The sequence below is a fragment of the Mesorhizobium sp. WSM4829 genome, assembly GCF_055811475.1.
In genome coordinates this window covers 242,539-257,070 of sequence record NZ_JBVVQJ010000002.1, presented here as the reverse complement: position 1 = coordinate 257,070, position 14,532 = coordinate 242,539, and the positions used below count along the sequence as shown (strand labels likewise).

Below are 14,532 nucleotides of genomic sequence, written 5' to 3'. Positions count from 1 at the left end.
AGGCGGGAATCCAGCGGATCAGGCGGCGTTCGTAACGAACCGTCCGTCCGACTGGTCGAGACGACGGCGGATCTGGGTTATCACCATCGAATCGTCGGGTACACAATTTTCATAGGTGAGGAAATCGCCTGTCTTGACCGGCTTGACCACCTTGGCGCGTTCGGCGAGGCCGAGCGGCAGGGCGCCGCGGGCGCGCGCGTCCTCCCAGGTCATGGCGAAGCCGCGATAGTCGTTCTCGCCGATCATGCCGAGCGACTGGCCAGGGGCAAGCTCGCTCTTGGCAACCGCCACCGCCTCGGCGACCGGATGGTCGAGCGGCTCCATGTCGGCGCGCTTGTAGACCACGGCGCGCGCCGCCGACAGCGGCACTTCCAGGCTGGTCAAATGATAGGGGCGGAAGATCGTGAAATACGGGCCCTTGCCGACCTTGAGGTCGATCATGCGCTCCAGCACGCGGGGATGCCTGGTCTCGATGATGCAGAACACGCCGGGCGCCACGCCCTTGCCGATCGAATAGTCGACGACGCCCTTGCGGTGCAGCACGCCGCCATCCTCGCGCGGGCAAAGCACGCCGGCGAGTTCCTCCAGCGTCGCGGTCGGGCCGTGCATGCCCGGCACGTCGGGCACCAGGCCGGTGGCGTTGGCGATCGCCACCATCTCGATCGCCGTCTTCGAGCCGTCGACGAACTCGACCAGCATGCGCGCATTCATGTTGCGCTCGGCCGCCTCCTTCTCGTAGTCGGCTGGCATGGCGTCGATCTTCAGCGGATTGTTCTTGCCCTTGCCGGCGGCGATGATGTTGAAGCCGAGGCTCCTGGCAAAGCCGATGATCTCCAGCGTGCAGGCCGGCTCGTCGCCGGCCGCACCGGTATAGACGACGCCGGCCTTGCGCGCCTCCTCCTTGAGGAAGCGGCCGATGGTGATGTCGGCCTCGACGTTGAGCATGACGATATGCTTGCCGTTCTTCATCACTTCAAGCGCGAACAGCGTGCCGATGTTGGGATTACCTGTCGCGTCGATGATGACGTCGATGCGGCCGGCCGCAGCCAACGCATGCAAATCTTCGGTCACCGCGATCTTGCCGGCCTCGATGGCGCGGTCGATCGCCGCCGCATTGCCGGCCTGCACGATATCCGAGCGGTCGTGGCCGGCGAGCAGCGCCGCATCGATCGCCGCCTGCGGCCTGACCTCGGAAATGGCGCCGATCCGCATTCCCGGCATCAGCGCGACCTGGACGACGATGTCGGTGCCCATCTGCCCGGCGCCTGCAAGCCCGATGGTGATCGGTCCCTGCTGTTCAGCGCGCTGCAAAAGTTCCGCTGCAAATTGCGGATGGGCCATGTTGCTTCCTCCAGTTCCTGACGCGCCGCAGCGTCGAAGTCATCATTTTGAACATTCCTATTTCCAAATGAAAAATATTTCAACCGGCAATTCGGCAGCCGTCCCCGCAAACATTCTGTGATTTAATTTGTGCAAGCCCTGGCTTGCGGCTTGGCAGCGCGGTCAGCGAGGGCGCAGAAGGCGGTGATCTCTTGGGATGCAGGCGGCGACGACCGTGACATTCCTTCTCGCAAGCAAGCGAGTGCGACGAAAAACTGTTTCACGACCGCTCAGCTGCCGCTGCGCCTATCGCCAGCGACGAAGCCGCGCAACAGAGGGCGCCAGCCGGAATGCTCAGTCGGCGCATGCCAGTATATCGGTCAGCTGCCGACCTCGAAGAAGGGCGCGCCAAGCAGGTCGGGAACAACGTCGATGCCGAGGCCCGGCCCGTCCGGAATGCCCATGCGGCTGCCCGAAACCGGCGGTTTGTTCGATGCGGTGCGCACCGTCACCCATTCGTGGAAGGCGATGGCGTGCAGCCGGCGCTCCTCCGGCGTCGACAGCGACAGATGCGCCATGGCTGATGTGTCGATCTCGGCGCCGCCGGTATCCTCGACGGTGATCATGAAGCCCAGGTCGACGGCAAGGTCGCGGATCTGGCGCGTCCTGGTCACGCCGCCGAGCCGCGAGATTTTCAGCGTCAGCCCGTCAGCCGCCCCCTTGCGGTGGATGTCGAGCATGTCGTCCAGCGAGGTGACGGATTCGTCGAGCACCATCGGCTTGTCGAGCGAGCGGCGCACCGACATGCATTCGTCGATCGTGGTGCAGGGCTGCTCGAACGTGTAGTCGATGGCGCGCGTCGCGTCAGCGAACTGGCGCGCCTGATAGGGCGTCCAGCCGGCATTGGCGTCGCAGAAGATGACGGTGCCCTTCGGCACCGAAGCGGCGACCGCGGTGACGCGCTCGATGTCGTCATGGACGTTGCCGCCGACCTTGACCTGCAGCCGGTGAAACCCGTCCTTGACGATGCGCTTGGCCAGTGCGGCCATCGCGTCGACGGTGCCATGGGTGACGACCTTGTAGAGTTCCGCCGTCTCGCTCTCGCGCCCGCCGAGCAGCGTCACCAGCGGCACCTCGGCGGCGCGTGACGCGAGATCCGAGCAGGCCATGTCGAGCGCCGACTTGATGTAGGGGTGGCCCTTGAACACCGTGTCCATCAGCCTGCCGATACTGGCCAAGGCGCGAGGATCGTGGCCGAGCAGATGCGGCGCAATTTCGATGACGCCGGCGCGAGTGCCGGCCGCGAATGCCGGCGAGTAGAAATTGCCGAGCGGCGCCATCTCGCCCCAGCCGGTCAGCCCGCTGTCGGAGGTGATGGCGACGATCACCGCGTCGAACGCGGCGGCGACACGCCCCTTGGACATGCGGTAGGGCCCGTCCACAAAGGGCTGCACGACATGGTAGGCCTTGATGGTTTTGATCCGCAATTTTTCTGTCCGTCGCTGTGACGCCCTGACGAAGCCGCCAACCTGCATCGTCCGCTGGGCTCAACTGCCGTCAGGCCGGTTGCGCGTCAGGCCGGCGCGATCGGCCTTGACGCCTCTGGAAACACACTGTTCGAGGCCGCGCCCATAGGCAAGCAATTCTTCGAAGCTGTGCCGATGTCGCCGGCCTCGTCGAACTGCTCAGCAAAACGGCGCCCTCGGCATAGCCGGGGGCGCCGCTGGACCGGGCCTGATGGGGGGTATCAGGTGGCAGGTTTCTGTGGCAGCGGCGAGACAGGCATTCCGGGGCCGATCTTCTGCAGATTGCCTGTTATCACCTGGTCGCCTTCCGCTACGCCGCTCGAGATCGCCACCAGGTCGCCGTTGGTCGGTCCCAGCGAAACAATGCGCTGGTCGACAGTATTGTCCTTGCCGACGACGTAGAGATACTTGCCGAGCTGGCTCGATCCCAATGCCGTCTGCGGCACCATCAGTGCATCTGGCTGCTGCTTGATATGCAGCCTGACACGAACATATTGGCCCGGCAGCAGCGTGAACTTGGCATTGCCGATCGTCGCGCGTGCGGTGATGGTGCCGGTCGAGCGATCGACCGTGTTGTCGATGAAGGTGAGCTGACCTCTCTGGCGCGGTTCCGTATCGCCGGGAAGCAGGACGTCGACATCGATGGGTCCCGCCGCGCGGGCTTCCTCGATCTGTGCCAGATCCGTTTCGCTCGGATTGAAGGTGACATAGATCGGGTCGAGCTGCACCAGCGTGTTGAGCACTGTGCCGGCGACGCTGACCAGCGTTCCGACCGAGGCCTGGTTGCGGCCGACGCGCCCGGCGAACGGCGCCTTGATTTCCGAATAGCTCAGATTGAGTTCGGCGGTCCGCACAGCCGCCTGGTTGACGGCGAGCGATGCCTGGGCCTCGCGCAAGCTGCTGGTGCGCTGGTCGAACGCATCCTTGGCGATGTAGCCGCTCTTGGCCAGTTCGGTGCCGCGACCAAGGTTGGATCGTGCATAGTCGAGCGTTGCTTCGTCGCGCTGGACCTGAGCCTTCGCCTGTTCAAGGGCAGCCTGGAAATCCTCTGGAGCGATCTTGTAGAGAAGGTCGCCCTTCTTGACATCGCTGCCGTCGGGCGCGACCTGCTCCTGCAGATACCCCGGCACGCGCGCCTGCAGCGTGATGCTGCGGATCGGCTCGGTGCGAGCGGCATAGTCGAGATAGATCGGGATCGTCTTCTTGACGACGCTCACCACTGGCACCGGCATGACAAAAGCCGCGGGCTCGGGCGCCGCGGGCTCAGGCGTTGCCGCCCCTGCCGTGCCGGCGTTGAGGCCAAAATTTCCCATGTCGAGCAAGTGGACGCTGGCCATCGAGACCGCCCCCACGGCAACAGCCGCTCCCAACGCAATTTTCCATTTACGCATGATCATTCTCCAATTCTATTCGGCCGCTTCGGCCAATCGCTCGAAAGCGGGTTCGGCAGTTGCTTCAGTCGGTTCGGCGACAGGCTCGCTCTTGCTGCCGCGCTCGCGCAGCTGCTCGATCACCGCGTAGAAGACCGGCACGAACACCAGCGACAGGATCGTCGCTGCGACCATGCCGCCAAAGACGGTGGTGCCGATCGACTGGCGGCTGGCTGCACCGGCACCTGTCGAGAACATCAGCGGCAGCACACCGAGGATGAACGCGAAGGCGGTCATCAGGATGGGCCGCAGCCGCAGGCGCGCCGCTTCCATTGCGGCGTCGACGATGCTGAGACCTTCCTCGCGCCGGCGCCGGGCAAACTCCACGATCAGAATGGCGTTCTTCGCCGCCAGCCCGATCAGCATGACGAAACCGATCTGCGAATAGACGTCGATCTGCATGCCGCGCATAAGCAAGGCGACAAAGGCGCCGAACAGGGCAAGCGGCACCGCGAGCAGGACCATGAAGGGCATGGCCCAGCTCTCATATTGGGCGGCAAGGATCAGGAAGACGAAGACCATGGCGAGACCGAAGACGATCGAGGCGATCGATCCGGCCTTGAGCTCCTGATAGGTGATGCCCGTCCATTCGTAGCCGAAATCCTTCGGCAGCGCCGTGGCGGCGGCACGTTCCATCGCAGCGACCGCCTGGCCCGAGGAGAAGCCGGGTGCGGCACCGCCATTGATCAGGGCCGACGCGTTGTTGTTGTAATGCGGGACGGTTTCCGGGCCGACGATAGGCACCAGCTTGCCGAGCGTGCTCAACGGCACCATGCCGCCGGAGGCATTGCGGACATAGAGCCGCGAAATGTCGGCGGCACCCGCACGCGCATCCTTGTCGGCCTGGATCGTCACCCGGAAGGTGCGGCCGAACAGGTTGAAGTCGTTCACATAGAGCGAGCCGAGATAGATCTGCAGTGTGTTGAACACGTCGGGCAGGCTGAGGCCGAGCAGCTTCGCCTTGTTGCGATCGAGGTCGTAGTTGAACTGCGGCGTCGAGGTCGAGAACGACGAGAACAATTGCTGCGGGTTGAGTTCGGGCTGCTTGCGCGCTTCGGCGAGCACGGCCTGCGTCGCGTCGTTGAGCGCAGCGCTGCCGCGACCGGTCAGGTCCTCCACCTGGAATTCAAAGCCGCCGGTCGTGCCGATGCCCGGAATCGAAGGCGGATCGAAGCTCAGCGCGAACGCTTCCGGAAGTTCCATGAGCTTCGAGCGCACGTCGGCGACGAGCTTCGAGGCGCTCTGGTCAGGGCCGCGTTGGTCCCATGGCTTCAGGATGGCGAATTCCACCGCCGAGTTCGACTGGGCGGCACTGGTGAGGAAGTTCAAGCCGCTGATCGAGCCGACGATATCGACACCAGGCGTGTTCTGCAGGATGTCGCGCGCTTTGCGGGCCACCGCGTCGGTGCGCTCCAGGGACGCGCCGTCCGGCAACTGGATGACCACGAAGAAATAGCCCTGGTCCTCGACCGGAAGGAAGGTCGAGGGCAGGCGCTGCCAGACGAAATAGGTCGCGACAAGCCCAGCCGCGAATATGCCGAGCATGATCCAGCGCAGGCGGATGAGGAAGCGCACACCATTGGCATAGGCATGCGACAGCCGATCGAAGCCCGTGTTGAACCAGCGGAACAGCACGAATTGCGTTGCCGGGCGGTGGCGCAGGAAAGCGGCGCTGAGCGCCGGGGTGAGCGTCAACGAGACGAAGGCGGAGATGCCGAAGGAGATCGCCACCGTCAGGGCAAACTGGTTGTAGAGCCGGCCGGAAACGCCGGGTATGAAGGCGACAGGCACGAACACGGCCATCAGCACGGCGGTTGTGGCGATGATCGGGCCGGTGACCTCGGCCATCGCCGCGCGCGTCGCAGCCAGCGGTTTGAGGCCGGCCTCCAGCTGGCGTTCGACATTCTCGACGACGACGATCGCGTCATCGACGACGAGGCCGATCGCCAGCACCATGCCGAGCAGGCTGAGCATGTTCAGCGAGAAGCCGAACATGTACATGACGACGAGGGTGGCCACCAGCGACACGGGAATCGCGATCGTCGGGATGATCGTGGTGCGCCAGCTCTGCAGGAAGATGAACACCACCGCGACAACCAGGACCAGCGCCTCGCCGAGCGTGACCAGCACGTCGTGCATCGATGCCGAAACGAAACGTGTCGTATCGTAATGCATGGCGTAGCTGACGCCCTTCGGGAAGCGGGCCGACAGTTCCTGCATCTTGTCTTTGACGCGCTGCTGCAGATCGAGGGCGTTCGAGCCCGGCATCTGGTAGACCGCGAGCACCACGGTCGGGTCCTCGCCGAAGAACGCCGACGACGAATATTGCAGGGCGCCGAGTTCGATGCGCGCGACGTCGCGCAACCGCACCAGTGAACCGTTCGCGGCATCGGCGCGCACGATGATATCGCCGAATTCCTTGGGATCGCTCAATCGGCCGACGGCATTGACCTGCATTTCGAAAGCGGTGCCGGCCGGCGCCGGCGACTGCCCGATCTTGCCGGCCGCAACCTGGACATTCTGCTCGGCGATGGCGTTTTGGACATCGACGGCGGTGATGCCGAGATTGGCGAGCTTGTCGGGATCGAGCCATACGCGCATCGAATAGCGCCGCTCGCCGAAGATCTGCACGTCGCCGACGCCGGGCAGGCGCTTCAGCGGGTCGACCACTTGCAGGTAGGCGAGGTTGCTGAGCGCGACCGGATCGACGGAGCCGTCGGGCGAGGTGAGGTTGACGATCAGGACGAAGTTCGGGTTCTGCTTCTTGATCGTCACGCCGCCCTGGTTGACGATGGCCGGCAGCGAGGACGCCGCCTGTGAGACGCGGTTCTGGACATCGACGGCGGCGGTGCTCAGGGGATAGCCGACCTCGAAGGTGACGGTGATCGTCGAGGAGCCGTCATTGGAGCTCGACGACGACATGTAGGTCATGCCTTGAACGCCGTTGATCTGCTGTTCGAGCGGCGTCGTGACGGTGTCGGCCACGACTTGCGCACTGGCGCCAGGATAGTTGGCGCTGACCACCACCTGAGGCGGCGTGATATCGGGAAACTGCGAGACAGGCAGCAGGAAATAGCAGATCGTCCCGGCGAGCACCATGATGATGGCGATCGACGATGCGAAGATCGGACGGTGGATGAAGAAATTTACCATGACACGCACGCCTCGCCCGATGCTCTTGCCTGGCCAAAGGCCTTGGCCACCCTTGACAGCCGCCGGCTGCGGCTTTGCCCGGAATCTTCCAGGAAACGAGGCGGCGCCTTGCGGCTGCGGCCTTGCGCATCCGCAAGGCTACGCAGCATCGTCTCGAAAGAGCGCGGGTCGACACGGTCGGCCTGCATCAGCATCCGGATCATCGGATCCTTCACAACTTCGTCGATCGTCAAATCTTTGCGCTGCGACATCGTAGCGGCTCCTGGCTTGGCGATCTGCGGCGTACGCCGCCGCAGATCGAGTGGTCTTCCTGTTCGCGGCCAAAGTCGCCTGGGGCGCAGTTTCATGCCTGGGCCGATTTGGCGGAGGCTGTTCACAGGCGCCTGCGAGATTGACACGAGGCAATGGGGGTGTTACCAGTAAGTAACATCTAGAAGTTACAGACCGGTAACACCCTAGTCAAGAGGTGTACCGAGGGATTTTTCGGAAACCCCGGAAACCAAGGAGGTTTTGATGGAAGACGGCACTGCGGAACGCATCCGCCCCCGGGATCGCATCCTGGAGACGGCACGGGATATGTTCCACAAGCATGGCATCAAGGGCGTCGGCGTCGACGCGATCACTGAGGCCGCCGGTACCAACAAGATGACGCTCTACCGTCATTTCGAGTCCAAGGACGATCTGGTCATCGAGTGCCTGCGGGCGACCGCATGCAGCGCCAACGCGATGTGGCAAAAGTTCGAGGCGGAGCATCCGGGCGACAAGCTTGCGCAACTGCATGCCTGGGTTCGGATGGCAGCCGATTGCCTGATGATGGACGGCCGCGGTTGCGACATGGCCAACGCCGCCATCGAGTTGAGCGAGACCGACCATCCGGCCCGTCGGGTAATCAAGGAACTCAAGCAGGCTCAGCGCGACCGCCTCGTCGGCCTGTGTCGGGATGCCGGCATCGGCCAAGCAGAGCTTCTCGCCGATACATTGTCGCTGCTGCTTGAAGGCGCCCGTGTCAGCCTGCAAAGCGTCGGAGCCGAAGGCCCCAGCGCGCAGTTTGTCCGCATGGCGGAAGGCCTGATCACCTCGTTCAAGGCCAGATAGTCTCGCAAGCGGCGAAACGATCGCTGGCGTGTTCATTGCAAGCCGCGCCGCGAGTGCTCTTTTGCCTTGGCATGTGCTGTCATCTCACGTCTCCGTTGCCGGTCTGTCACCGCGCTCTTGCGCTCGGCGGTCGCTGCTGGTTGTGAGCAGGCTAGGCCCGATGGCGAATTGGTGAGAGTGACAAGTGTGGCGGGATTCCGATGGGGCTGCGGCGCTGCCCGAACCAGCCATTGGCGATTGCCGCCGCCTTGCCCGACACCGCAGAACAAAAAAAGCCCGCTGCCGGGAGGAGGTGGCAGCGGGCTCGATTTCGAATACGACGCGGGAGGAGGTGCGCCGCACTCAGCGTCGGCATCGCATCTGGGAGGAGTAGATGGCCGACACCTGCGAAACTATCAATTGCCCAATGATTCGGCAATAGCAAAAGATGCATAGCAGATGTGCAGATTCGCGGTATCAACCGAATTTTAACCCTCGCCGAGACCGACCGTGGCGCTTGCGTGGCATCACTGGACCGGAACGTTCTCCTTGAAGATCAGGCGCGGTTCGATGAATTTCCGCGTCAGATAGGGCGCCGAGGAAGCGATCGAGCCGAGCAGGCGAATGACCGATTGCTCGGCGATCAGCCGTGCATTCTGGTCGATGACGACATCGAGCAGATCGTCGACGAGATAGCCGCGTGTCGCTCTTGTCAGGTCGTGACAGATGAACACCGGCTTCCTTTGCGGTTTGGCTTCCAGCAGCGCTTTCGCCACGCCCGAGCGTCCGGCGCCGACGCAATAGATACCGAGCAGTTCCGGCTCGTTGTGCAGCGCCTTCATCGTCGCCGTGTAGCTGATATCAGGCTCGTCGTTGATCTCGACGGCGCTGGTCACGGTCAAATTGCGGAACTCCTCGCCGAGCACCGAGCGAAAGCCCATTTCGCGTTCCTCATGCCCGCGATAGGAGCGCGAGCCGACGATCATCGCCAGATGGCCCGTGCGACCGCCTAGGAAACGTCCCATCAAAAGGGCTGCGGTGCGCCCTGCGACACGGTTGTCGATGCCGACATAGGCCGATCGCGGCGCGCCCGGAACGTCCGACACCAGCGTGACCAGGCGGATGCCGGCTTCGACGATCTCGCGCAGGATGTTGCGCGTTCTCGGGTGATCGATCGCAATGACACCGACGCCGTTCGCCCTAAGCGAGAGGTTTTCGACGGCCGCCTGCAACGCGTTCGGCGAGATGCCGGCGAGCTTGTGGATCCGACAGGAGGCGACAAGCGGCAGGCGTGCGGCATAGTCCTCGATATGATTTGCCAGATCCATCATGAAGGCGTTCGAGCCGATCGGCAGGAAGAACTCGAGATGCGCCGGCCGCGAGGGCAGCGTGACCTGATCCACGACCGGCAAATAGCCAAGCTGCTTGGCCGCCTCCATCACCCGCTGCCGGTTGGCGGCGCTGGCGCCCGGCCGGTTGTTCAGCACCCGGTCGACCGTCGCGGTCGACAGCCCGCAGCTTCTGGCGATGTCCGCAACGGTGGCTTTCATAGTCGCAGTCATAGGAGCCGATGTGATCCTGTACCAGAGATACGGCCAACCCGGCTTCCAACTGGCCACTCAGCCCTGCGATTGCTTCCCCTGCACGATGGCGTCACGGATCTCCTTGTCGGACATGCCGGTGATGATCCGTTCGACTTCCGCGACGTTGGTGTTCTTCGGATCAATATCGTCGGCAACCACCTTGCCGCGGCGCATGACGACGATGCGGTCGACCACCTGGAAGACGTGGTGGATGTTGTGGGCGATGAAGATGCAGGAATGGCCCGAATCGCGGGCGCTGCGCACGAAGCTCAGCACACCTTGCGTCTCGGCGACGCCGAGATTGTTGGTCGGCTCGTCGAGGATGATAAGGTCGCTGTCGAAATGCATGGCGCGCGCGATCGCCACCGCCTGCCGCTCGCCGCCTGAGAGTGAGCCGATTGGTGTGGTCGGCGGGATGTCCTTCGAGATGCCGACCTGCTTGAGCAGATCGCGGACAACCACGTTCATCGCCTCCTGGTCCATACGGTTGAGGAAACGCGGCGGCTTGATCGGCTCGCGCCCGAGGAACAGGTTGCGCGCGATCGACAATTGCGTGACCAGCGCGGAGTCCTGGTAGATCGTCTCGATGCCGTGGGCGATGGCGTCGCTGGTGCTGCGCAAGTCCACCTTCTTGCCGCGGATGAAGATGTCGCCGCTGGTCAGCGGGACCGCACCCGACAAGACCTTGATCAGCGTCGACTTGCCGGCGCCATTGTCGCCGAGCAGACCGACGATCTCCTTTTCGTTGACATGGAAATTGGCGTCCACCAGCGCTTGCACGCGCCCGTAGGACTTGCGGATGTTTTCCATGCGGACAAGCGGCTCAGCCATGGCTCAAGTCCCCGCCTGATGCCGGCGTTCCAGCCATGAATGGAGCGCCATCATGCCGAGGATGATCGCGCCGATGAAGATGTTGTAGGCAAGCCCAGGCACGCCGATCAGCACGATGCCATTGCGCATCACGCGCAGGATCAGGATGCCGAGCACAGTACCGATGATGGTGCCACGTCCGCCGGTCAGCGCCGTGCCGCCGATCACCACCATGGCGATGACTTCCAGCTCGTAGCCAGTGCCGCTGTTCGGGTTGGCCGCCGAAGTGCGCAGCGAGCTGATGACGCCGGCAAGCGAAGCCATGATCGACGACAGGATGAACAGGCCGATCTTGACGCCGCTGACATTGACGCCGCGCGCCCTTGCCGCATTGGGGTTGCCGCCGGCCGCCTGGATCCAGTTGCCGGTGCGGCTCTGCGTCAGCACGTAGCCGAGTGCGATCGCGGCTGCGATGAACCAGAACAGCGACATGTAGATACGAAACGGCCCGATGAAGAAGTCACCGACCAGCGCCTCGGCGAGCGAGCTGCCTTCGGCGCTCCAGGTCCGTTGCGGAAATCCGCTGGTGACGAACAGAGCGGTGCCGCGCACCACCAGCAGCATGCCGAGCGTCACCAGGAAGGATGGAATCTTGAGTTGCGTCACGAACCAGCCATTGACCAGCCCGATGAAGGCGGCAACCAGCAAGGCCAACACGAAGCCGGCCTCCAGCGAGGTGAGGCCGCTGTTGAAGAGCGTCCACATCAAGACGGGTGAGAAGCCGAACAGCGATCCGACCGAGAGGTCGAATTCGCCTGAAGTCATCAACAGCGTCATCGCCAGCGCAATCAGGCCGAGCTCGACCGTGAAGGCCAGTATGTTGCTGATGTTCTGCGGCGACAGGAAGTCGTGGTTGAACCCCCAGAACACCGCGAGCTCGACGACAAGCAGCACGAAGGGCCCGAATTCCGGCCTGGCGATCGAGCGTTGGATGATGGAACTGTTTTCCACGTTTGACCCGCGACATGGTTGGAACTGGCCAAGCCCGATACCGCATGAGGCGGTTCGAGGCTCAGCGGGATGATGGGGATGATCGTGGCAGGCGTGCCGCGACCATCCCGATCGCGGTTTTATTTGCCGGACAGGATGTCGTCGTAGACCTGTGCGGTGTCCTTTTCGTAGAGCGCGCCGGTGATCACGTCGAAGCCGGGCGGAATGCCGCTGGCGGCCATGTTGGCGATCGAAAGCGCCACATAGCTGGTCGCCTGCGGATCCTGCCATTGTGCGGCATTGACGTAGCCGGTCAGCACCTCCTGGGTGGTGTCGAGCGAGTTGCCCCAGCCGACGACCGGGATTTCACCCGGCTTGATGCCGGCCTGGTCGAACACCCGCTTGATCGAGCCGGTCACCAGGTCGCCGAGACCGATGATCGCCTTGACCTTGGCCCTGTTGGCGGTGAGATAGTCGACCATGCGGTTGATTGCTTCGGCCTGGTCGAGCGTGGCTTCGGTGATTTCATAGGTGATGCCGAGCGGCTCGAAGACGCTCTTGATGCCCTCTTCTTCCTGGACGCCATAGGTGGCGCCGGGGATTTCAACCGGCATCCAGACAAAATCGCCCTTCTTCACCAGGCCCTTGTCGACCAGATACTGAGCCCAGTTCTTGCCGAAGGTGACGTTGTCGCCGCCGACATAGGCGTTGAAGTCCGCCTTCGGATCGGGCGTGTTGAAGTTGATGATCGGGATGTTTGCCGCTCGTGCCTCCTTGACGAGCTCGATAAGGCTGCCCGGGTCGGGGCTGGTGGTGGTGATGCCGTCGGCCTTCGCCGCGATGGCGGCGCGAACAGCCTCCTGCTGGGACGACACGTCGCCATTGTGGAACGAGGTGTTGACGGTGTTGCCGGTGTCCGTCGCCCATTGCTTGGCGCCGGCGAGGAAGTAGGTCCAGACCGGATCGGCCGGGCCGCCATGCGAAATCCAGTAGAAGGTCTTGGCCTGTGCCGCCGCCGGAATCGCCAGCGCCACGATCAAGCCGAATACAAATAGTCGTAGCCTCGTCAGCATTTGATTTCCTCCCATTTTGAAAACGTCCTCCAGCTCCGGCGACGATCACGGCAAGCCTGACCGTATTCTTGCCAGCGGCGATCTGGATGCATCAGAGCATCCGCTTTTTCGATCAATGGCAAGCCTCCATTTGCCAGTGGTAGTTGGCGCACGACGATGCGCCATCAGCCATCCCATCAGATCGCATCAGTTTGGCTGATATCTTTTGCGGCAAGCGGTACTCGGCGCCGAAAACGAGGCGCAGGCGGGACGGAAGCTAGATGAGGTCGGCCCTGGCAAGGTCGCGCATGAGATGGCTGGCGCCGTAGGTCCAGTGGGGACAGTCGGGCGACAGCCGCACCCGGTTGATCAAGGCGCCGAATTTCTCCGATGAGATGGTGGCGATGTCGCCGACCTTGTGCGTGAAGCCCTTGCCCTTTTCGCCTCGGTCCTTCGACGGCACGAACATGGTGCCGAGATAGAGCGCCAGCCCGTCGGGGTACTGGTGATGCGGGCCCATGGCGGCGGCGACCAACTCTTCGGGCGAGCGGCTGATCTCGGCCATCGAACTGGCGCCCTCCAGCGAGAAACCGTCCTCGCCCTCGACCTTCAGCCGCACGGTGGCCTGCTTCACGTCACCAATGGAAAAGGTATCGTCGAACAGCCGGATGAACGGGCCGAGCGCGGCCGAAGCGTTGTTGTCCTTGGCCTTGCCGAGCAACAGCGCCGAGCGCCCTTCGACGTCGCGCAGATTGACGTCGTTGCCGAGCGTGGCGCCGACGATCTTGCCGCTGCCGGCGGCGATCATGGCGATCTCCGGCTCGGGATTGTTCCAGGTGGAGACCGGATGCAGGCCGACATCGGCGCCGAAGCCGACCGACGCCATCGGCTGGCATTTGGTGAAGATTTCGGCGTCGGGGCCGATGCCCACTTCCAGATATTGCGACCAAGCGCCGCGCTGGATCAGCTTGGCCTTGATCTCCATCGCCTCCGGCGAGCCTGGCTTGAGCTTCGACAGATCGTGGCCGATCAGCCCGGCAATGTCGGCGCGAATGGCGTCCGCCTTCTCGGCCGAGCCGCGCGCCTGCTCCTCGATGACCCGTTCGAGCAGACTGACGACGAAGGTGACGCCCGATGCCTTGATCGCCTGCAGGTCGACCGGAGAGAGCAGGTACGGTTTTTGCGGATCGCGCGCGGCCTGGAAACTGTTGGCGGCGATTGCATCGAGCGATCCGATCGGTTCGCCCGCGGCGGCGTGGACGTAGCCTGCTGGGTCCGGCATCTCGCAGACGTCGCGCACGGTTGGTGCCATGCTGGAGGTGATGTCGAAGACCGTGCCGCCGCGTACCGTGACCACCAGCGGATGCGATGCTCCGCTCGTCCGGGCGCGGCCGATGAAGAGGCCCTCGTCGGGCAGGAGGGTGGCGTTCGTCATGGCTTGCGGTCCTCTGCTGTCTTGTTCTGCGTCGTCGCTGCGGACCGATGGTTCATCAAAAGCCTGGCCGCGGCGGCGGCACTTTCGACAAATTCCCGACAAAGGTCTATCCCGTTCCTCGCGGTCGAGCCCCTGCGCTGCATTTCGCAGTGGCGGACG

The 14,532-nt window shown here is 63.5% G+C and carries 11 protein-coding genes; 1 reads left to right on the top strand and 10 read right to left on the bottom strand.

What is annotated here, in order from left to right:
• Positions 1-18: 18 nt before the first annotated feature.
• The 5 genes from AC0L17_RS03545 to AC0L17_RS03525 form a co-directional block, all read right to left on the bottom strand.
• Complete coding sequence (locus tag AC0L17_RS03545) at positions 19-1,341, bottom strand: NAD(P)H-dependent oxidoreductase (protein ID WP_128167747.1); 1,323 nt, start codon at positions 1,339-1,341, stop codon at positions 19-21.
• A 359-nt stretch (positions 1,342-1,700) separates the two neighbouring features.
• Positions 1,701-2,807: a mandelate racemase/muconate lactonizing enzyme family protein gene (locus AC0L17_RS03540; protein ID WP_473514782.1), complete on the bottom strand. Its 1,107-nt coding sequence runs from the start codon at positions 2,805-2,807 to the stop codon at positions 1,701-1,703.
• A gap of 260 nt (positions 2,808-3,067) precedes the next feature.
• Complete coding sequence (locus AC0L17_RS03535) at positions 3,068-4,237, bottom strand: efflux RND transporter periplasmic adaptor subunit (protein ID WP_473514781.1); 1,170 nt, start codon at positions 4,235-4,237, stop codon at positions 3,068-3,070.
• Positions 4,238-4,252: 15 nt separating this feature from the next.
• Positions 4,253-7,429, bottom strand: coding sequence for an efflux RND transporter permease subunit (locus tag AC0L17_RS03530; protein WP_473514780.1), 3,177 nt, complete (start codon positions 7,427-7,429; stop codon positions 4,253-4,255).
• Positions 7,423-7,680, bottom strand: coding sequence for a hypothetical protein (locus AC0L17_RS03525; RefSeq protein WP_023799452.1), 258 nt, complete (start codon positions 7,678-7,680; stop codon positions 7,423-7,425). Before AC0L17_RS03525 ends, AC0L17_RS03530 begins: the two co-directional genes overlap by 7 nt.
• Before the next feature lie 262 nt (positions 7,681-7,942).
• Here AC0L17_RS03525 and AC0L17_RS03520 point away from each other — a divergent pair, with 262 nt between their 5' ends.
• Entirely contained in the window at positions 7,943-8,524 is a 582-nt protein-coding gene (locus AC0L17_RS03520; RefSeq protein WP_091596146.1) for a TetR/AcrR family transcriptional regulator, read from the top strand.
• A gap of 506 nt (positions 8,525-9,030) precedes the next feature.
• Here AC0L17_RS03520 and AC0L17_RS03515 read toward each other — a convergent pair.
• From AC0L17_RS03515 to AC0L17_RS03495, 5 genes are all read right to left on the bottom strand, one after another.
• Positions 9,031-10,053 carry a LacI family DNA-binding transcriptional regulator gene (locus AC0L17_RS03515; RefSeq protein ID WP_419696181.1) on the bottom strand — a complete coding sequence of 341 codons (1,023 nt, stop codon included), beginning with the start codon at positions 10,051-10,053 and terminating at the stop codon, positions 9,031-9,033.
• A gap of 69 nt (positions 10,054-10,122) precedes the next feature.
• Positions 10,123-10,917: an ATP-binding cassette domain-containing protein gene (locus tag AC0L17_RS03510; protein ID WP_473514779.1), complete on the bottom strand. Its 795-nt coding sequence runs from the start codon at positions 10,915-10,917 to the stop codon at positions 10,123-10,125.
• A gap of 3 nt (positions 10,918-10,920) precedes the next feature.
• Positions 10,921-11,907: an ABC transporter permease gene (locus AC0L17_RS03505; protein ID WP_473514778.1), complete on the bottom strand. Its 987-nt coding sequence runs from the start codon at positions 11,905-11,907 to the stop codon at positions 10,921-10,923.
• 119 nt (positions 11,908-12,026) lie between these two features.
• Positions 12,027-12,959: a substrate-binding domain-containing protein gene (locus tag AC0L17_RS03500; protein WP_027152256.1), complete on the bottom strand. Its 933-nt coding sequence runs from the start codon at positions 12,957-12,959 to the stop codon at positions 12,027-12,029.
• A gap of 256 nt (positions 12,960-13,215) precedes the next feature.
• Positions 13,216-14,373: a fumarylacetoacetate hydrolase family protein gene (locus AC0L17_RS03495; RefSeq protein ID WP_473514777.1), complete on the bottom strand. Its 1,158-nt coding sequence runs from the start codon at positions 14,371-14,373 to the stop codon at positions 13,216-13,218.
• Positions 14,374-14,532: the final 159 nt, after the last annotated feature.